Raw genomic sequence first — 19,113 nt, forward strand, 5'->3', positions numbered from 1 at the left:
GCGCCGGCCCTGGTTCCGCCTCGGCGCTGACCTCGGCCGGCCGGGACACGGTGAAGGCCTCGAAGTCGCTCGCTGCCTCGCTGCTCGCCGGCGGCGCCGGGACCGCCGGCTCCTCGGGGCGGGTGATCATCAGCTGCTCGATGTCCTCGGGGCGCGCGCGCGGGATGAGCGAGCGCGAGCTCGGCTCGAGCACGGCCGCCGGGCGCGCCACCTCGGGTGTGGCCGTCGGGCGCGCCCGCTCGGACCCGGGCGCAGGCAGCGGCCGGTCGGCGGGCGGCGCCGGGGGTTCCGTGAGCGGCACTTCGAACTCGCGCGCGCTGGCGCGCAGCCGCGCGGCCACTTCGCCCCGGCCTTCCCGCTCCTCGAGTTCGGCCAGCTGGAGCGTGCTGCGCCGGGCCCGCTCCTTCTCGCCGAGTCGCGTGTAGGTGGCCGAGACGAACTCGAGCACGGGTCGGCTGCTGGACTGGAGGCTTTCGGCCTGCCCGAGCAGCTCGAGCAGCGACTTGCGCGGGCAGGCACTGTCCTCGGCGTAGAGGCGCAGCGCCTCGAACATCTTGTCGGCGCCATCGGTGAGGAAGCCCTGGCGGGTCTTCAGTTCGCCCAGCACCCAGATCGCGTCGCGCTGCTCGGGCTCGAGCCGCAGCACCTTCTTGCAGAGCGCCGCGCCGTTGCTGTACATGCCCAGCTCGCGATAGGCTTGGATGCCCCGCATGAAGCTGGCAATGGCCTCGGCCTGGCGGCCGCTCTTCAGGAGGATGTCGCCGATCTGATTGTGATAGGCGGGCTGGGATTCCTCCACGCTGACGAGCTTCTCGAGTACGGCGAGCGCGTCGTCCCAGGAGGATTCCTGGAGAGCCAGGCTGAGGTTGCGCTTCAACTCCTGGATGCGGCTCAAGGACTCTCCTTTCCCGAGCACAGGAACCCCTACGCCTAGACAGGTTCGCCGGCGGATCAGCAAGGGCTATTCCAGGGCTGGGCGGGGGGAACGATGCGCCAAACAACAACACGACAACGGCTTGAACCGCCACTCCGGCCCCGGGACAGAACTTCCCCGCCCTCCCGGCGCGCCAGAATCTGCCCGGTCGATTGCAAAATGGGTGAGCGGTAATCTCTGCCTTACGTGATTTCTAGCGGACGATCGCGGCACTCCTCCGGCGCGAAGGCGAGACGCCGCCCGGCGGCGAAGACGAGGCGCGCCGAGGGGAAGCCGATGTGATAGGGCAGTTCCCGGTAGTCGGCGGCGTCGTGGAGGATCAGGTCGGCCCGCTTGCCGGGCAGCAGGCTGCCTGTCTCGCGGCCCTCGCCGCAAGCCCAGGCGGCGTTGTGCGTCGCCGCGCAGAGGGCCTCGGCGGGGGAGAGGCGCAGGGCGCTCGCCGCCAGGGCGAGCACGAGGCCCATCGACTCGCAGCAGCTCGAGCCCGGGTTGTAGTCGGTGGCCAGGGCCACGGCCGCGCCGGCGTCGACGAGGCGCCGCGCGGGGGCGAACTGCGTGCTCGCGAGGCCGAGGCTGGTGGCCGGCAGGAGCACGGCCACCGTCGGCGCCGCCGCCAGGGCGGCGATGTCGCGCTCGGCCATTGCGATCAGGTGCTCGGCGCTCACGGCGCCCAGGCCAGCGGCCAGGGCCGCAGCGCCGTAGCCAGGCGCGATCTCGTCGGCGTGCAGCTTGGCCCCCAGGCCCAGGGCCTGCGCCGCCCGGAGGAGGCGTTCGCTCTCGGCGAGGGTGAAGACCGTCGGCTCGCAGAAGACGTCGGCGAAGCGCGCGATCCCCTGCGCGGCGACGGCCGGCAGCCAGACGCCGACGATCTCCTCCACGTAGTCCGCGCGGTCCGCGCGCCGCTCGGGCGGGATCTCATGGGCGCCGAGGAAGGTGGGCACCAGCCTGACCGCCAGTTCCTCCGCGAGGCCGGCGATCAGGCGCAGCCCTCTCAGCTCCTGCTCGAGATCCAGGCCATAGCCGGTCTTGACTTCGATGGTGGCGCTGCCGGCCAGCAGCATGCGCTTCAGGCGCGGCCGGCTCAGCGCGAGCAGCTCCTCGTCGCTGCGGCAGCGGAAGTCGGCGACGCTCGCGTGGATACCCCCGCCGGCGGCGGCGATCTCCAGGTAGGGCCGCCCCGCCACCCGCAGCGCGAACTCCTCGTAGCGGTAGCGCCCGAAGAGGGCGTGCGTGTGCGGGTCCACGTAGGCCGGCGTCACGAGGGCGCCGCCGGCGGCGATCTCCAGGCAGTCGGGCGCGGGCTCGCAGGCGGCCAGCACGGCGGCCTCCGGGCCGGCAGCGAGAATGCGGCCGCCGGCGGCGGCCAGTGCACCTTGGGCGACGAGCCCCAGCTCCCCCAGCGCAGCCCCGCGCCGTGGCCCCTCCGGCCCCGCGAGGGTCGCGAGCTGGCCGATGCCCCGGATGAGCAGTTCCGCCTTCGGCGCTGGCTTCATCGCAGGAGCGGCGTGCGCAGGCCGCGCTCGGCGGCCACCGCGAGGGCCTTGGGATAGCCCGCGTCCGCGTGGCGCATGACGCCCGTCCCCGGATCGCAAGTCAGCACGCGCTCCAGGCGCGCCGCGGCGGCCGGGGTGCCGTCGGCGACGATCACCATGCCGGCGTGGATCGAGTTGCCGATGCCGACGCCGCCGCCGTGGTGGAGGGACACCCAGGTCGCCCCGCCCACCGCGTTCAGCAGGGCGTTGAGCAGGGGCCAGTCGGCCACCGCGTCGCTGCCGTCCAGCATGCCCTCGGTTTCCCGGTAGGGGCTGGCCACCGAACCGCTGTCGAGATGGTCGCGCCCGATCACGATCGGCGCGCTGAGCTCGCCGCTCGCCACGAGCGCGTTGAAGGCGAGCCCGGCCTTTGCGCGCTCGCCGTAGCCCAGCCAGCAGATGCGGCTCGGCAGGCCCTGGTACTTGACCTTCTCGCCGGCGAGGCGGATCCAGCGCGCGAGGGCGGCGTCCTCCGGGAAGAGCTCCAGGATGGCGCGGTCCGTACGCGCGATGTCGGCCGGATCGCCCGAGAGCGCGGCCCAGCGGAAGGGGCCCTTGCCCTCGCAGAAGAGCGGGCGCACGAAGGCCGGTACGAAGCCGGGGAAGTCGAAGGCGCGCGGCTCGCCGCCCTTGACGGCGCCGCCGCGCAGGTTGTTGCCGTAGTCGAAGGCCACACTGCCGCGCTCCTGCAGGATCAGCATCGCGCGCACCTGCGCGGCCATCGAGGCGTAGGCGCGCCGCACGTGCGCCTCGGGGTCGCGCTCGCGCAGGGCGGCGGCCTCGGCGAGGGAGAGCCCGGCGGGGATGTAGCCATTCAGGGGGTCGTGCGCGCTGGTCTGGTCGGTCACCAGTTCCGGCGTCACCCCGCGCGCGACGAGAGCGGGGAAGATCTCGGCGACGTTGCCCAGGAGGCCCACGCTGAGCGCCTCGCCGCGCGCCTTGGCGGCCCGGCAGAGGGCGAGCGCCTCGTCCAGATCGCGGCTCTTGCGGTCGAGGTAGCGGTGCGCGAGGCGGCGGTCGATGCGCGCCTCGTCGACCTCGACGACGAGGGCGACGCCCTCGTTCATCGTCACGGCCAGGGGCTGGGCGCCGCCCATGCCGCCGAGGCCGCCGGTGAGGGTCAGCGTCCCCTTCAGCGTACCGCCGAAGTGCTGGCGCGCCGCCTCGGCGAGGGTCTCGTAGGTGCCCTGGAGGATGCCCTGCGTTCCGATGTAGATCCAGGAGCCGGCCGTCATCTGGCCGTACATCATCAGGCCCTGCTTCTCCAGCGCCCAGAAGTGCTCCCAGTTCGCCCAGGCGGGCACCAGCTGACTGTTGACGATCAGCACGCGCGGCGCGTCCGGGTGGGTGCGGAAGATGGCGACCGGCTTGCCCGACTGCACGAGCAGGGTCTCCTCACCCGTCAGTTCCGTGAGGGCCTTCACGATCGCCTCGAAGCAGGCCCAGTTGCGGGCCGCCTTGCCCGTGCCGCCGTAGACGACGAGCTCGGCCGGCTTCTCGGCCACCTCGGGATCGAGGTTGTTCATCAGCATGCGCAGGGCGGCCTCCTGCAGCCAACCCTTGCAATGGAGCGCGGCGCCGCGCGGCGCCTTGACCTCTCCGGGATGCAGCTCGAGCATCGCGACCCCTCTCTCTTCAGCGCTCCTGCGGCGCGCGCGGCGGCCACGGCCCGCGGCTGGCGGGTCTCAGGCGTCGGGTCGCGGCCGGGGACGGGAGACGTACCATGCGTGCAGCTCGCTCGCGAAGGCGGCTGCATCGAAACATAGTCGAGTCTCCACGGGAAGGGAACGCAAAAAGCGCTGTCCGTAGCCCTTGTGGACGAGACGGCTGTCGAGGAAGACGGCGAGCCCTTCGTCGCGTGCGCTGCGGATCAGGCGGCCGAAGCCCTGCTTGAAGCGCAGCACGGCCTCGGGCACCATGTAGGCGAGGAAGGGATCCTCCCCCGCGGCGGCCAGGCGCTCGCAGCGCGCCTCGACGAGCGGCTCGGTCGGCACCGCGAAGGGCAGGCGCGTGATGACGAGAATCGCCAGCGCCGCGCCGGGAAAGTCCACCCCCTCCCAGAAGCTGCTCGTGCCGAGGAGCAGCGCGCCGCGCCGGGCGCGGAAGCGCCGCGCGAGCGCGTCCCGGCTGACTCCGCTCTCCTGCCCGAGCAGCCGCTCGGGCGCGATGCCGCGCTCGAGGAGCCCGCGCCGGCAGCGCGCGAGCGCCTCGTAGCTCGTGAAGAGGACCAGCGTGTTCAGCGGCTGCGCGGTCGCGAGGCCGGCGAGCAGTTCGACGATCGCCTCCAGGTGCCCGCGCTGCCCGGGCTCCGGCAGGTAGGCGGGCAGCAGCAGCCGCGCCTGCGCCGCAAGGTCGAAGGGGCTCTCCAGCGCGAGCGCGTGCGCCTCGCGGCCGCTGGCGGCGAGCCCGATCTTGCCGCGGAAGTACTCGAAGCTGCCCTGCACGGTGAGCGTCGCGCTCGTGAGGACGAGGGCGACGAGCCGCTCGCGGAAGAACGCCCCCAGCTCGAGCGCGACGTCGACGGGGCTCGCCACCAGCTCCCGCGGCCCGCGCGCGTCGCCTTCGAGGTAGAAGACGAAATCCTCGCCCTCGGCGGCGAGCAGGAAATCCAGCCGCGCGCGCTGCTCCTCGAGCCCCCGCGCGAGCGCGGCCAGCGCTTCGGCCTCGGCGCGCGCTTCGGCCCCGTTCTCGCCCCGCGTCTCGAGGGCGTCCCCGAGCGCGCGCGCGCGCGCGGCAAGTTCACTCAGCACTGCCCGGAGCGCCTCCGCCTCGGGGACGAGCCGCTCGGCGAGCGCCTGCTCGGCGCGATAGCGCAGGCGGCCTTTCTCGCCCAGGGCGGCCGCCACCGCCGGCTGCGCTCCCAGCCGCGCGAGGAGGGCGCGCAGGGCCTCGCGGGCGCCCGGCAGCGCGGCGAGCAGGGCCCTGCGCAGGGCGGCGGCCTCGCCGCCCGCCGCCTGCGCGGCCGGCAGCCAGCGCGCCAGCGCCCGCTCGCTCCAGCCGGGCGTGCGCAGCTCGGGAGCGATCTGCTCGAGCGTCGCCTCCAGGGCCCGCGCGCCGAGGCCGACCCCGAGCGCCCGTGTCGCCACCGCGTCGAGGTGCTGGGCCTCGTCGACGACCAGGCGCCGGTAGGGACCGAGCACGCCGCCGCCCACAGCCTGATCGGCGAGCAGCAGCGCGTGATTGACGACGACGAGCGGCGCCGCCCGCGCGCGCTCGCGGGCGCGGGTCACCCAGCAGTCGCTGCGCGCGGCGCAGCGGCTCTCCTCCGCACTCTGGCTCTGGGCGCGCAGCGACTCGAGCAAGCCGGGCGGCAGGAGCGGGTTGGCCGCCAGTTCCTCGAGGAGACCCTCGGCGCTGCGGTCCTGCCAGACGAGCAGGGCAGCGGCGGCCAGGCGCGCGGCGGCGCTCTCTCCGCAGTCGGCGAGGAAGCGCTCGAGCTTGCGCCGGCAGAGGTAATTCTCGCGGCCCATCAGGAGCGCCGCCTCCACGGGGAACCAGTCGGCGGCCGCCAGGCGCGGCAGGTCGCGCCTCAGTAGCTGCTCTTGCAGGTTGCGCGTGTGCGTGGAGATCAGGACGCGCTCGCCCGTGGCCAGGGCGCAGAGTCCGGCGGGGACGAGGTAGGCGAGGCTCTTGCCGGTGCCCGTCGGCGCCTCGACGAGCAGATCGCCGCCGCCGGCCAGCACCTGCCAGGCGGCGAGGGCCATCTGGCGCTGGCCTTCGCGGGCCTCGTAGTCGTCTCCCAGCAGGCGGGCCAGTTCGCCCGCGGTCGCGAAGATCGCCTCCACGCGGGCCTCACCCGCCGCGAGGTCCAGGGCGGCCCCGGCGGCCGGCCCGGCGCGCCGCGCTGCTCGCCGCCGGACCGGCTCGCCCCCGCCCGCGAGGCGCCGCTCCGCGGCGAGGCGCCCCCCTTCCGCGGCGAAGGCCGCCAGCGCGGCGAGATCGGCCGGGCTCGCAGCGCTCTCACCCTCCGGCGCCGGCGCGGCGCCCGCGAGCAGGCCCTGGACGAGTCCCCAGGTCTCCACCCGCAGGGCGCTCCAGTCGAGCCCGGCGAGGGCTGCCGCCAGCTCCGCCGCCGCTCTGGCGTCCATCGCCTCGGCCAGCTCGGCGAGGTCCTCACGCGCCGGCGCGTAGAGCGCGAAGAAGAGGCCGAGGGGCAGCCTGCGCGCGCGGGGATCGCCCGCGCCCGCAGCGGCGAAGAACCACGACTCGCAGCCCGCTGCGAGCGCGATGGACAGGCGCTGGTCCTCGATCATCGAGCCTCCCGACCGGTCGCCGCGGGAACCCGACGCGCGCTCGCCGGTAGCGCGGCGCAGTATGGCCGAGCCCAGCGCCGGCCTCAAGGCCCCCGCCTCCTTCAATAGTGTTGCCGCCCTCCTGCGCTTGCCCTATCTTCCTCCGCATTGCGAAGTCACGAGGGGAGTTGCGATGTTCGGGAAGTGTCTGCTGCGAGCGAGACCGGGCGCCGTGGCGCACACGCTGTTGACGCTGCTTGCGCTCGCGCTGTCCTCGGCGCTGCCGGTGGCGGCGGGCCCGGGCCCCCTCGGCGAACCCGCCGCCCGCTTCGGCCCCCCGGCGGTGCCCGTGCGGCTGGAACTGCTCGCCGATCGCGCCGTCGCCGGCGCCGAGTTGCCGATCGCGGTCATCTACGCCGTGCCGGCCGGCACCCACCTCACCGACGCCTTCTTCGCGGTCGAGCTGAGCAGTGAGCCCCCGCTCGTCTTCGCACCGCCGGCCTACCCGAGCGGCAGCCTCGAGGGCGAGAGCCGCGTCTTCCGCGGCGAGGTCCGCGTGACGAGCAGCGTCGCGCTGCCGGCCGACTGCCCGCCGCAGGTCACCCTGCACGCGCGGGCCGAGTACCAGATCTGCCAGGAGGGCGAGGTGGAGATGTGCTACCCGCCCGAAGAAGCGAAGCCCAGTCTCGCCCTCGCCGTGGCGCCCGCCGGCACGGCCTGGACGCCGAGCGCTGCGCCGGCGTCGACCGCGGGCGCCGGAGCGGCGACCCGCGTCGGCGAGCCCGGGGGCGCCGGCGCCGCCACGCCCGGCGCGGCGGCACCCAGCGGCGGCCTCGAAGGCCGCCTCGCCCGCGCGCTGGCCGCGGGCAGCTGGCTCGCCTTCCTCTTGGTCTTCCTGGGCGGCGTGCTCACGAGCTTCACGCCCTGCGTCTACCCGGTGATCCCGATCACGATCAGCTACGTCGGCGGCAGCGCGAAGGGAAACCCGCTGAAGGGCTTCGTCCTCTCGCTCTGGTTCGTGCTCGGCATCGCGATCACCTACTCCGCGCTCGGACTCCTCGCCGCCGCCACCGGCGCCGCCTTCGGCCAGGCGACGCAGAACCCCTGGGTGAACGGCACGATCGCGCTCATCGTCGGCGCGATGGGCTTCTCGATGGCGGGCTTCTTCGACATCCAGCTGCCCAGCGGTCTCACGAGCCGCGTCGGCGGCGCGCGCGGCGGCTTCCTCGGCCCGATCCTGATGGGCTTCGCGACGGGCCTGATCGCCGCGCCCTGTGTGGGGCCGGTGCTCGTCGTGCTGCTGAGCTGGGTCGCGCAGACGGGCAGCCTCTTCCTCGGCTTCTGGCTGCTCTTCACCTTCGCGCTCGGGCTCGGTCTGCTCTTCATCGTGCTCGGCACCTTCAGCGGGGCCCTCGCGGCCCTGCCCGGCGCCGGTGCCTGGATGGACGGCGTCAAGCACTTCTTCGCCCTGGCGCTCTGGGGCCTCGCGCTCTGGTTCCTGCGCAGTCTGCTGCCCGGCTGGCTGCTGGCGATGGTCTTCGGCCTCGCCCTGGTCATGGCTCTCGGCGCCTGGGGCGCCTTCCATCCCCTGGCGCCGGACGCGAGCCGCCGGCAGGGCCTGCTCAAGGGCCTGCTGCTGCTGCTGTGGATCCTGGGCGCCCTGCTCGCGCTGGGCGGCGGCCTGCGCGGCTTCGCGCCGGGCCTGCTGCCGGCGGGCGGCGCCGCCGTCCACGCGCCCGCCGAGCCCGCCTGGGTCTGGGACGCCGAGGCCGGCTTCGCCGAGGCGGCGGCCAGCGGCAAGCCGCTGATGATGGACTTCTGGGCGGAGTGGTGCGCGGCCTGCAAGGAGCTCGACCACAAGACCTACAACCAGCCGGAGATCCTCGCCCTGGCCGAGCGCTTCGTCTGCGTCAAGATGGACATGACCGCGAGGAACGACGCCAACGCCGCCCTGCAGGCGCGCTACGGCGTCGTCGGCATGCCGACGGTGATCTTCTTCGACTCCACGGGCCGCGAGCGCGAGCGCTTCGCCGGCTTCAAGAAGGCCGCCGACCTGGCTCCCCTGCTGGAGCGGGTCCTGGCCGCGCCCTGACCGCAATCCCGCGAGGTGATCCCATGAGCGACGTCCTGCACGTGACCGACGACAACTTCGAGGATGAGATCATCAAGAGCGAGCTGCCCGTCCTCGTGGACTTCAGCGCCACCTGGTGCGGCCCCTGCAAGAAGCTCGAACCCATCGTCGAGGAGCTGGCCACGGAATTCCGCGGCAAGCTGAAGGTCGCCCACGTCGACATCGACAAGGCGCCCCAGGCCGTGCAGAAATTCGGGGTCATGGGGGTGCCGACGGTGCTCTACATGAAGGGCGGCCAGGTCAAGGAGCAGCAGATCGGCCTCGTCGCCAAGGACGTGATGGTCAAGCGGATCGGCTCGCTGCTCTAGTCGCCGCCGCCCGCGCTTGGCGCCGCGCCCGTCGGCGGCGTGAAGACCAGCTCCCCCAGCGCGAGCGTCAGGCCGGGCGTGCCCCCGTAGTGGTCCCACTCCGGCCGGCTGTCCCGCAGGCAGCAGACGAGCCGGTAGCGGTGCTCGCCGCTCGTGGGCGGCACGAGGCGCACGTTCTCGTCCAAAGCCCACATCTCCGCCGGATCCCCGGCATCGTCCCGGAACAGCGGGAAGGCATCCGTGGGGGCATCCACAGCGAAGTAGTACCAGCGCAGCGTGGAGCGCTCGAGGAGTTCCCCCGCGTCGCCGAGAGGCGAGGTGTAGAACTGCAGCTCGGGCGTGAGCGTGAGGTAATAGGTCCAGTTGGCCCGCGCGGGCACGGCGATCGCCCCCGCTTCCGGCGTCGCCGGGAACGCGAAGACCTGCAGCTCGCTCTCGTAGCGCAGGCGATCGGCGAAGGCGACGTCCGGATGCGGAATCGCGAGCACCATGTACTGACTGTAGCCCGGATTGCGGTTGGCGTTCGGGCTGCCCAGGCGCGCGCTGTGGCGCACCGTCAGCGTCCGCGTCACCTCGACGTAGCGCTCGCTGCTGATCGCGGCCCGGAAGCGCAGGCGGCAGGCGAAGCGGTCGGCGAGGGCCAGGGCCGCCGCCTGGCTCGCGGGCGGCAGCGCGGCCAGCTCGGCCGGATCGAGGCCGGCGAGATAGGCGTCGACGGCGGCCTTGGGCGGCGGCGAGGGCGTGCCCGCCGGCAGCAGCGCTTCGGCGAGCGCGATCGTGCCGGGATCCTCGAGTGGATCTCTGAGCGAGCTGGCGAAGAGCAGGGCCGAGTCGGGCACGACGAAGACGAAGTCCTGGCGCAGGAAGCCGAGAGCCTCGTCCACGGGCGGCGGGGGCGAGAGCGGCAGGAGGTGGCGCTCGATCTCATCGGCGCCGTAAGGCCCGAGGTCGTAGTCCAGCGCCACGCGCCAGGCGACCGCGCAGCTCGCCGGATCGGGGCTGTGCAGGTAGAGCGAGACCCGGACCGTGTCCCCGGGCGCCGCCTCCGGCGGCTCGCAGAGGATGGCCAGGGGGCGCGTCTTGCCCTCGAGGCCGAGGTGCATCTCGACGTCCTCGAAGCCCTCGCTGCAAGCGCCGAGGCCCAGGAGCAGCGCCGCGCTCAGCGCGCGAAACCGGCGTGACGGAGCTACCCGCATCGCGACTCCCTAGAACTCCACCCGGCAGCCCAGCGCCGGCAGGATGATCCAGCCGTACTCGCGCCGCTTGGAGAAGTCGAAGTTGTACCCGTAGCCTTCCGGGCTGTTGTAGACGAAGTAGTTGAGGTTCTGCACGTCGAGGTAGAGCGACCACTCGCTGCGGCGCCGCGTGAAGCGCTTGTCCAGACGCAGATCGCAGCGGAAGTAGGGCCAGAGCCGATCGGCGAGGTAGTCGCCCGCCACCTGCTGGTAGTTGCCCGTGTCGGCGTCGAACTCGAACTGGCCGGCCTCCAGCGAGAGCAGCGGCGTCACCGGATTGCCCGAGACGAACTGCAGGCGGGTGCCCAGGGACCAGGCCCGGCCCAGGCGCCAGGATCCGACGGCCTCGAGATGGTGCGTCTGATCGAGTTCGAAGGGCACCCAGCGTTCGGGGTCCCAGGGCACCGCGATGCTGGGCTGGTTGTCGAAGCCGGGATCCTGGGCGATGTTGCGCGGTGGACGCGGGTAGCGCCGCTCGCTGCGCGAGAGCGAGTAGGACAGCCAGCCGAAGAAGCGCTCCCCCACCTCGCGGCGGAGCATCAGCTCGAGGCCGGCCATGCGCCCCTCCGCCTCGGCGAGGTAGTTCAGGCGCAGGCTGTCGGTCAGCGCTGGAATCCGGCGCTGCGTGTTGAAGTAGCCCTCGACCTTGAGCGAGAGCGCCCCGCCGAGCCGCCACTCGTCGCCGAGCGTGAAGTGGCTCGCCAGCGTGGGCGGCAGGCGTGGGTTGCCGTAGATGGGGTCGACCGACTGCGTGAGCGGCTGCGGCGGCTGGTTGTAGGTGCCGAAGGCGGCGGTCACGGTGTGGGCGGCGCCCAGCGACCAGCGCGCGCCCAGGCGCAGGCTGGTCACCCCGGTGGCGAGACGGCGATAGTAGTCGTAGCGAATGCCCGGCGAGAGCAGGAGCCCGCTCCGGGGCCGCCAGTCCAGCGCGCCGTAGCCCGCGAGCGCCGAGCTGCCCTTGTCCTGCGCGGACACCGGCCAGCCCAGGGCGCGCACGCGGTAGCGCAGCGGCGCTTCCGTCAGGTCGACGCCCAGGCGCAGCGCGAGCGGGGCGCCTGCGCGCAGGGTCAGCTCGTCGCGCAACTTGTAGTAAGGCCCCCGCAGGTCGAAGTCGTAGTAGCCGAAGACGTGACCGCGCTCCAGCGACCGCCCCCAGGCCGCGCGCAGCGAGTTCTCGAGACCATTGCCGCGGCGCAGGTCCTGCCCGAAGATCAGGCGCCCGAAGCGCAGGTTCAGGTCGACGGCATCCGTCGCCGCGTTGACCGCGGCGCTGCCGCGCTCCTCCTCGGGGAAGATCAGTCCCATCCGGTCCTGCGCGGCGAAGGCGGTCAGGAAAAGCGCATCACCGCGGCGCGTCCGCCAGTCCAGGCGGAGCACGCCGTCCCAGTAGTAGGGTGCCAGCGCCAGATCGATGTCGTCCCGACCGGCGAGCAGCGCGGTCAGCAGCTCGCCGGCGAAGCTGCGCCGCGCCGTGAGGAGCAGGCCGCCGCGGGCGCCGAGCGGGCCCTCGGCGTGCAGCGAGACGTCCAGGGCGCTGGCATCGAGGGCGCGCCGCCAGCGGTCGGCTCGCGCCGGTCGCCCGCGCAACTCGACGACCCCGCCCACGCAGGCGCCGTAGCGCGACCCGTAGCCGCCCGGGTAGAGGTCGACGCTGCCCAGCGCCAGGCTGTTGTAGGTGGACTTCACGCCGCCGTAGTGGAAGAGCAGCGGGATGTCGACACCGTCGAGCAGGAAGCGGCTGTCGCCGCCGCTTGCGCCCCGGACGATGACGGCGCCGGGATCCGTGAGCTGAGGTCTCGCGATGCCCGGCAGGGCCTGCAGGCTGCGCACGGCGTCCCCTCCGAGGCCGGGCAGGCGCTCCACCTCGAAGGCGCTCAGGCGCTGCTGGGTCAGCTCGCCGCTCGCGCTCTCGCCGATGACGAGCATCTCGTAGGCGGCGGCCGGCGTCGGGCGCAGGCTCAGCGCGAGCCAGCGCTGGGCGCCGGCAACCACCGAACTGGCCAGGCGATGCGAATCGAAACCGCTCGCGCTGATGAGGAGCGTCAGCGGCCCCGGCGGCAGCGCGCGCAGGGCGAAGACGCCATCGGCGTCCACCTCCGTGCCGAGCCCGTCGCCCTCGAGCTGCTGCCCAGGCAGGCGGCCGAGCCATGCGCGGTAGCGCGGCCAGGGCAGCGGCAGCAAGCTGTCCGCGGGCGCGGCCGGCAGGCTCGCCCAGACTCGGGTGCCTGCCGGCGCCGGCCCCCCGCCCGGCACCTTCAGCTGCCCGCGCAGCACGACGGGCGCGGGCAGCGCCTGCTCGCCCTCGCTGAGCGAGAAACTGTAGCGGTAGCGCAGATACACGGGCACCGCTTCGCCGCCGGCGCGGGCTGGCGAGAAGCGAAACGCGGCGGCGGCAGCCGCGGCGGCGGCCCCGAGAGCGGAATCCGGGGCCTCGAGCACCTGCAGCGAGTCCACGCCGCCGCTGGCGCTGACGAGGAGTTCGAGCAGCACCGCGCCTTCCCGCCCTGCGCGCAGCGCCGCCGGCGGATAGCGCGCCGGTGGCGCCGCAAGCAGTTCGGGCAGCACCTCGGGCTCCTCGCCTGCCGTCTGCGCGCGCCCCCAGCGCGCGTCCACCCCCGCGCCCGCGGCACCGAGCAGGCTGCCCAGGAGCAGAGTGGCCAGGCGGGCGCGGCGGGGCGCGCTCACTCGTCCTCGAGCGTGAAGCGGATCGTGTACTCGATCCACTGGGACAGCGCCACGCCGCCGCGCCGCGCGGGCGCGAAGCGGAACTGGCGGGCCGCCGCGGCGGCGAGCGCGGCCGAGTCGTAGCCGATGTCCGCGAGCACCTCCAGGTCCGCGACGGCGCCTGCGGTGTCGACGAGCAGCCGCAGGCGCACGGCGCCGCGGGCGCGCGCCGCGAGCATCGCTTCGGAGTAGCGGGGTTTGACGAGCTGGAGCGGCACGGGCAGGGTCAGCGCTTCCACGGCACCGCCGATCCCGCCGCCGCGCGGGAGATCCTCCGGCCCTGCCTGCAGGCTGTCGGCCCGCCCGTCCACGCTGTTGCCCGGCTTGACGACGAGAGCCCCTGCGCCGCCCCCGGCGCCCAGGCCGCGCGCATGGACCTCGCGCACTCCGTAGACGCGCCGCGCCGGGGCGGGCGTCGACGACGGCGTCTCGCCTCCGCTCGCTGTGGGCATCGCCTCCGCGCCGGCAACCCGGCGCGGAGGCGAGCGCCGCGCCAAAGGCGCGGCCGCCTCGGCCCTGACCGGCTGCTCGCGCGGCAGACTGACGAGTCGAAAGCGCGGGACGGGCTGGGGGACCGGTGGCACGGGCGGCGCGGGCAAGGGCGCGGCGGCGCTCAGCAGAGCGCCGGCACTGAGCGAGGCCAGGACGCAGGCGGCGAGCAAGCGCTGGAAGCGCCGCTCGCTGCGCGGCAGCAGAGCCGGCGTCACCCGCGCATAGGTGGCCAGCAGTCGGCGCCGCCGCTCGCTTGGCCCGACGAGGCTCACGGCGCCTCCCGGCGGACGACGAGGGCGTAGTCGCGCACGCCGCTCTGCCCACAGGTCTGGAGGACGCGGCGCAGGAGCGCGAAGTCGAGCTCGCGGTCGCAGTGGATGTTGACGCGCGCCGGGGCGCCCCCCGGCGCGGCCGCCAGGGCTGCCGCCAGCGGGGCGATGAGGAGCGAGTCCCCGCTCCGCGCGGCCACGAGTCCGGTCACGCGGCGCCCCTCGAAGCGGATCTCGCTCGCGCTCAGGTCGATGGCCGCTGCCGGCGCCAGGCGTTCCGCGCTGCTGGACGCCGGCAGGCGCAGGTCGGCGGCCACGCCGGCCAGCTCCCCCTGCACCGAGAAGTTGACGAGGAGGAACACGACGAGGATCGTCATCATATCGACGAGCGAGGTGAGCGGCGGGCTCTCGCCGCCCGCCCCGCTGGCGGCGGACGCGCAGAGGGAGCCGGGGCGGAGGCGGGGCGGCGCGCCACGACCCCCGCTCATGGCGACGCCGGCTCGGTCGCGGGCCCGGCGCTCGCGTCGGCGGCCAGGCCGACCTCGTCGAAGCCCGCCGCGCGGCAGCAGTCGAGACAGGCGACCAGGGTGGCCGCGCGCACGGCGTCCCCGACCGCGAGGACGACCCGCGAGACCGCCGGCAGTTCCCTCCGGGCGTTGGCGAGCGCGGTCGCCAGAGCGCTGAAGTCGGCCGCTGCCTCCGGCGCCGGCAGTTCGGCGAGGCGCCGGTCGCCCTGCGCGAGGAGAATGCGCTCGGGCTCCAGCAGAACGGTGAAGGGCAGGACCTCGGCGCGCTGGGCCTGGCCGGTCGCCTCATCGCCGGGCAGACTCACGGTCTGCACCGCCAGGTGCGAGAAGGCCGCCATGCTGACGAGGAAGGGAATGAGGATCGTGAACATGTTCAGCACGGGAATCACGTTCAGAGCGGCGGCGCCCGCGACGGCAGTCGGCGTTTGGGCGCGCAGGCGGGACGTGACCAGGGGCACCGCGGCCTCCTCCTTCGCCGTGGCGCCGCCCTCGCGCGGGGCCGGCCTCGCTCGGCCCGGCCTCAGGCGGAGATGCGGCCGGCCACCACGCCCGTCGTCTCCGGGCGGTTCTCCAGGTAGTTGAGCAGGCGCAGCGCGCCGGCATCGAGGTCCTCGGCGCGCCGCGCCTGCACGCTCGCGAGCAGCGCGTGCAGACCCAGACAGGGAATCGCAATCAAGAGCCCGAAGGAGGTCGTGTTCATCGCCTCGGAGATGCCGGCGGCGAGAACCGCCGCCTTCTGGGCCGCGTCCGTGAGCGCGAGCGAGCGAAAGGCTCCCTGGAGACCGAAGATGGTGCCGAGCAGACCGGCGAGGGTGGCCAGGTTGGCGAAGGTCTGCAGGGTGCCGAGGCGTCGCGTCAGGCGGGGCACCTCGCGGATGGCCGCCTCGTCGACGGCCTGGCGGATCTCGCTCATGCTGCCGCCATCTCGATAGCGCTCGATGGCGGCGCCGAGGATCGCGTTCAGGGGCGCGCTGCGGCGGTCGGCAAGCCGCAGGGCGGTTTCCGGCTGGTCGGCGTTCAGCGCGCCGACGACGGCGGGCACCAGCAGGGCGGCGCGGTCGCGGCAGACCACGAAGTAGAAGTGCAGGCGCTCGCCGACCACGGCAACCGCGCCGCCGATGATGGCGAGGATGGGCCACATCATCGGTCCGCCGTCGGCGAAGTAGCGAGCGATACCGTCGATCATGGACCGTCCTTTCGACGCCGCGGGCGGGGTGAGCTTCACCCTGCTCGCCAAGCGCCCTGCGAGCGCACGCCGCTCCCTCGCTCCCGGATTGCGCGGTCACCGCGAAGGCTTCCGGCCGCTGCCGGACAGCGCATGCCGGGACCTTCTCCGCCAGTCGCCTGGCGGTGACGGGGCGCCCGGCGAGCGCCACGCGCCCCGCATTATCGCAGGCCAGCAGGCGATCGTCAATCGGGCTGCCGATCGCGGATTCCGCTTGCGGAAACCGGCACTAGTCGCCGGGCGGGCTCTGGCCGGGCGCCTGCTCGTCCTCGTTCAGGCGCTCGACGGCGATGATGCAGCGCGTCGAGAGTGCGGCGAGGGCGCCGAGGGCCGCCAGCACCGGCGCGAGGAGGCCGACGACGAGCCCAACCGTGAGGGGGATCTCGATGAGCGCCTTCCCCTCCTCGTTCTTGATCGTGATGCGGCGGACCTTGCCCGCCTGCAGGAGTTCCTTCACCTTGGCGACGAGCAGGCTCCCGTCGATCGCGAACTCCTCGGTGTGAACGCGCTTGCCACTCATGGTCGGCGCTCCTTTCGCTGCGGTGTGCCGATTGCCGCGCGCGGGCCCGGCCGCGCCGACGGGACGCCGGGCAACTGCCTGCCGGCCCTAGGCCGATTCGCCGGCCCGGTTCTGAGGCCGCCGGGCGAGCAGACTCGCCACCTGTCGGCCCGGCGCCGCCTCGCCCTCGGCCAGCGCGAGGATCTCCAGCGCGCCGGCGCAGCTCGCCGCGAGTTCCCCGGGTTCGAGCAGCCAGCGCGCCCGCCGCGGCCTGCCGCCCGGCGCGGTCTGCGCGCGCAGGAAGGTCTCCACGATGAGCAGCCCCCCCGGCGCGAGGGCCGCCGGCAGCCGCGGCAAGAGGCTGCGCTCGAAGTAGTCGATGAGCAGGATACCGTCCCAGCCGCCGGGCGCAAGGGCGCCGGGATCCCGGGCGTCGCCGACCCGCGCCGCCAGAGGCACGCCGTGGCGGCGCGCCAGCGCCTCCGCGCTCGCCACCGCTTCCGGCAGGCGATCGATGCCGCTGAGCGCGAAGCCCCGCCCGGCCAGCCAGACCGCGTTGCGTCCGCTGCCCATGCCGAGGTCCAGGACGCGCCCCGCCGGCCGCAGTCGCGCCGCCTGCGCGGCCAGCCAGGGATTGGGCCCCCAGAGCGGCGAGGGCGGATCCCGGACGAGAGCCGTCGCCGGCCAGCTCGCTGGCGGCTCCTCGGACCAGGCGAGGGGCCAGCGCCCGCTCGCGCCGAGGCGGGCGAGCCCGGCCGCCGCGAGCTCCCCGCCGACGAGGAAGAGCGGCGTGCCGGGCGGCGGCAGCTCCTGCTTGCGGCCGGCGAGTTCGGCGAGCGGCAGATTGCCGGCGCCCGGCAGGTGGCCGCGCGCAAACTCCGCCGCTCCGCGCAAGTCCAGGCAGGGCATTCGCTCGGCCGCCGCCAGCCAGTCGGCCACGCGCAGACGCCGCGGGCCGGCGGGCGGCGCGCCCCCCCTCACGGCGCCTCCCGCCGCTCTCGCGCCAGGCGCGCGGCGTCCCAGATCTCGATGCCGAGGGCCTGGGCCCTGGCGAGCTTGCTGCCCGGCTTCTCGCCCGCGAGCAGGAGCTGCGTGCGCGCGGAGACGCTGTCGGTCACCTTGGCCCCCTGGGCCTCGCACCAGGCCTTCAGCTCCGCTCGACTGGCGTCCACGAAACCGCCCGTGATCACGACGGTCCTGCCCGCCAGCCGGCCCGCGCCCGCCGCGGGCGCGGCTGTTTCGGGCTCGGAGTGCGCGAAGAAGCCGGCCGCCGCGAGCGCGTCCAGTTCGCGTGCCACGCTCTCCCGCCCGCAGAAGTCGACGACGGCCGCCGCAACGATCGGCCCCACGTCCGCCAGCTCCTGCAGAGCCTCAGGCGTGGCCGCCCGCAGGCGCGCGAGATCGGGGTAGTGTGCGGCCAGCGTGCGCGCGGTCTCGGCGCCCACGTGGCGAATGCCCAGCGCGTAGAGCTTGCGCCGCCAGGAGCGCGTCCGGGCGCGCGCGATCGCGGCGAGCAGGTTCGCCGCGCTCTTCTCGCCCATCCGCTCCAGGGCGGTGAGCTGCTCGGCGCGCAGGGCGAAGAGGTCGGCCAGCCGGCGCACCAGCCCCCGCTCGACGAGGATCTCCACCCACTGCCTGCCCAGGCCCTCGATGTCCAGGGCGCCCCGGGAGGCGAAGTGCTCGAGGCGGCGCCTGAGCTGCGCTGGGCAGGCCGGGTTTTCGCAGCGCACGGCGACCTCTTCCTCGGCGAAGGAGAGCGGCGCGCCGCAGGCCGGGCACTCGTCGGGGAAGACGAAGGGGCGCTGGCTGCCGTCGCGCGCCGCCTCCACGACGCCGACGATTTTCGGGATGATCTCGCCGCCCTTCTCGACCCAGACGCGGTCGCCCGCGCGCAGATCGCGGCGGCGGATCTCCTCGCGGTTGTGCAGGGTGGCGCGGCTGACCGTCGTCCCCGCGAGCAGCACGGGCTCCAGCTCGGCGACCGGGGTCACCGCTCCGGTGCGGCCCACCTGCAGGCGGATGGCGAGGAGGCGCGTCGCCGCCCGCTCGGCGGCGAACTTGTAGGCGATCCCCCAGCGAGGGCTCTTCGCCGTCGCGCCGAGGCGCTCCTGGAGCGCGAGGCTGTCCAGCTTGACGACGGCGCCGTCCGTCTCGTAGGGCAGCGCGCCCCGCTCGGCGTCCAGCGCCGCGACGGCAGCGAGCACTGCGGCCTCCCCCCGGCAGGCGCGCACCGGCAGGACGGGCAGGCCGAGAGCGGCCGCCCAGGCGAGGCGCTCCGTGTGCCGTCCCGGCAGACCCTCCCCGTGCAGCGCGTAGACGGCCAAGGAGAGGCCCCGCCGCGCGACCTCCCGGCTGTCGTGGAGCTTGAGCGAGCCGGCGGCCAGGTTGCGCGGGTTGGCGAAAGGCTCCTCGCCGGCCGCCTCCCGGGCGGCGTTGAGGGCCCGGAAGCGCTCCCGATCCAGGTAGGCCTCGCCCCGCACGGTGAGATCCAGCGGCTCCTGCAAGCGGGCCGGCAGGTTGAGGAAGCCGTAGACGTTCGCCGTGACGAGGTCGCCCTCGCGGCCGTCGCCCCGGGTGGCCGCTCGCGCGAGGCGCCCTGCGGCGTACTCCAGCGAGAGGGCGACGCCGTCCACCTTCGGCTCGACACTCCACTCGAGCGATGTATCGTCTTCTTCATCAAGTGCTTTGAGCGTTCGCTTGAAGAAGTCGTCGAGCTCGTCCCGACTGTAGGTGTTGGCGAGGCTCAGCATCGGCAGGGCATGGAGGTGCGGCGGGAAGGCCTCGTCGCGCCCCTCCCCGACGCGCTGCGTGGGGCTCTCGGGCACGGCGAGATCAGGATGGGCGGCCTCCAGCGCCGCCAGCTCGGCAAGGAGCGCGTCGTAGGCCTGGTCGGCGATGACCGGCGCCGCCGCCTGATAGTAGAGCGCGTCGTGCCGGCGGATCTCGGCGACCAGGTCGCGCCAGCGGGCAGCGGCGCGCGCGGGCACTTTGGGCATGCGCTGCTC

General features: G+C 74.2%; 15 protein-coding genes. 2 read left to right on the plus strand and 13 right to left on the minus strand.

Annotated elements, in window-relative coordinates:
- The 4 genes from FJ251_03385 to FJ251_03400 form a co-directional block, all read right to left on the minus strand.
- A partial coding sequence (locus tag FJ251_03385) for a hypothetical protein (protein MBM4116772.1) occupies nucleotides 1-958 on the minus strand: 958 nt, incomplete at its 3' end.
- A 158-nt stretch (nucleotides 959-1,116) separates the two neighbouring features.
- A complete protein-coding gene (locus tag FJ251_03390; protein MBM4116773.1) occupies nucleotides 1,117-2,427 on the minus strand; it encodes an imidazolonepropionase in 1,311 nt (436 codons plus the stop codon).
- Nucleotides 2,424-4,085: a urocanate hydratase gene (hutU, locus tag FJ251_03395; GenBank protein MBM4116774.1), complete on the minus strand. Its 1,662-nt coding sequence runs from the start codon at nucleotides 4,083-4,085 to the stop codon at nucleotides 2,424-2,426. The genes FJ251_03390 and hutU overlap by 4 nt, the downstream gene beginning before the upstream one ends.
- Nucleotides 4,086-4,151: 66 nt before the next feature.
- Entirely contained in the window at nucleotides 4,152-6,719 is a 2,568-nt protein-coding gene (locus tag FJ251_03400) for a DEAD/DEAH box helicase (GenBank protein MBM4116775.1), read from the minus strand.
- Between FJ251_03400 and FJ251_03405 the strand changes: the two genes are divergently transcribed.
- Together FJ251_03405 and trxA are read left to right on the plus strand one after the other, a co-directional pair.
- Nucleotides 6,694-8,790, plus strand: coding sequence for a DUF255 domain-containing protein (locus tag FJ251_03405; protein MBM4116776.1), 2,097 nt, complete (start codon nucleotides 6,694-6,696; stop codon nucleotides 8,788-8,790). The genes FJ251_03400 and FJ251_03405 overlap by 26 nt on opposite strands.
- 23 nt (nucleotides 8,791-8,813) lie before the next feature.
- Nucleotides 8,814-9,137: a thioredoxin gene (gene trxA / locus FJ251_03410; GenBank protein ID MBM4116777.1), complete on the plus strand. Its 324-nt coding sequence runs from the start codon at nucleotides 8,814-8,816 to the stop codon at nucleotides 9,135-9,137.
- Here the strand turns inward: trxA and FJ251_03415 are convergent.
- The 9 genes from FJ251_03415 to ligA all read right to left on the minus strand — a co-directional run bounded on the left by FJ251_03415 (nucleotide 9,134) and on the right by ligA (nucleotide 19,104).
- The gene (locus tag FJ251_03415) at nucleotides 9,134-10,333 is read right to left on the minus strand and encodes a hypothetical protein (GenBank protein ID MBM4116778.1); all 1,200 of its coding nucleotides are present in this window, start codon (nucleotides 10,331-10,333) and stop codon (nucleotides 9,134-9,136) included. The two genes, trxA and FJ251_03415, sit on opposite strands and share 4 nt — an antisense overlap.
- Before the next feature lie 9 nt (nucleotides 10,334-10,342).
- Nucleotides 10,343-13,057, minus strand: coding sequence for a TonB family protein (locus FJ251_03420; protein ID MBM4116779.1), 2,715 nt, complete (start codon nucleotides 13,055-13,057; stop codon nucleotides 10,343-10,345).
- Nucleotides 13,054-13,860 carry a TonB family protein gene (locus FJ251_03425; protein ID MBM4116780.1) on the minus strand — a complete coding sequence of 269 codons (807 nt, stop codon included), beginning with the start codon at nucleotides 13,858-13,860 and terminating at the stop codon, nucleotides 13,054-13,056. The genes FJ251_03420 and FJ251_03425 overlap by 4 nt, the downstream gene beginning before the upstream one ends.
- The gene (locus tag FJ251_03430; protein MBM4116781.1) at nucleotides 13,857-14,345 is read right to left on the minus strand and encodes a hypothetical protein; all 489 of its coding nucleotides are present in this window, start codon (nucleotides 14,343-14,345) and stop codon (nucleotides 13,857-13,859) included. Before FJ251_03430 ends, FJ251_03425 begins: the two co-directional genes overlap by 4 nt.
- Nucleotides 14,342-14,842, minus strand: coding sequence for a hypothetical protein (locus FJ251_03435; protein ID MBM4116782.1), 501 nt, complete (start codon nucleotides 14,840-14,842; stop codon nucleotides 14,342-14,344). Before FJ251_03435 ends, FJ251_03430 begins: the two co-directional genes overlap by 4 nt.
- A gap of 62 nt (nucleotides 14,843-14,904) precedes the next feature.
- Nucleotides 14,905-15,570 carry a MotA/TolQ/ExbB proton channel family protein gene (locus FJ251_03440; protein MBM4116783.1) on the minus strand — a complete coding sequence of 222 codons (666 nt, stop codon included), beginning with the start codon at nucleotides 15,568-15,570 and terminating at the stop codon, nucleotides 14,905-14,907.
- 268 nt (nucleotides 15,571-15,838) lie between these two features.
- Complete coding sequence (locus FJ251_03445) at nucleotides 15,839-16,129, minus strand: DUF4342 domain-containing protein (GenBank protein ID MBM4116784.1); 291 nt, start codon at nucleotides 16,127-16,129, stop codon at nucleotides 15,839-15,841.
- An 87-nt stretch (nucleotides 16,130-16,216) separates the two neighbouring features.
- On the minus strand, nucleotides 16,217-17,089 hold the full coding sequence (locus tag FJ251_03450) for a methyltransferase domain-containing protein (protein ID MBM4116785.1): 873 nt from the start codon (nucleotides 17,087-17,089) through the stop codon (nucleotides 16,217-16,219).
- On the minus strand, nucleotides 17,086-19,104 hold the full coding sequence (gene ligA, locus FJ251_03455) for an NAD-dependent DNA ligase LigA (protein MBM4116786.1): 2,019 nt from the start codon (nucleotides 19,102-19,104) through the stop codon (nucleotides 17,086-17,088). The genes FJ251_03450 and ligA overlap by 4 nt, the downstream gene beginning before the upstream one ends.
- Nucleotides 19,105-19,113: the final 9 nt, after the last annotated feature.

Source organism: bacterium, assembly GCA_016873475.1.
In the GTDB taxonomy this organism is placed as follows: Bacteria; Krumholzibacteriota; Krumholzibacteriia; order JACNKJ01; family JACNKJ01; genus VGXI01.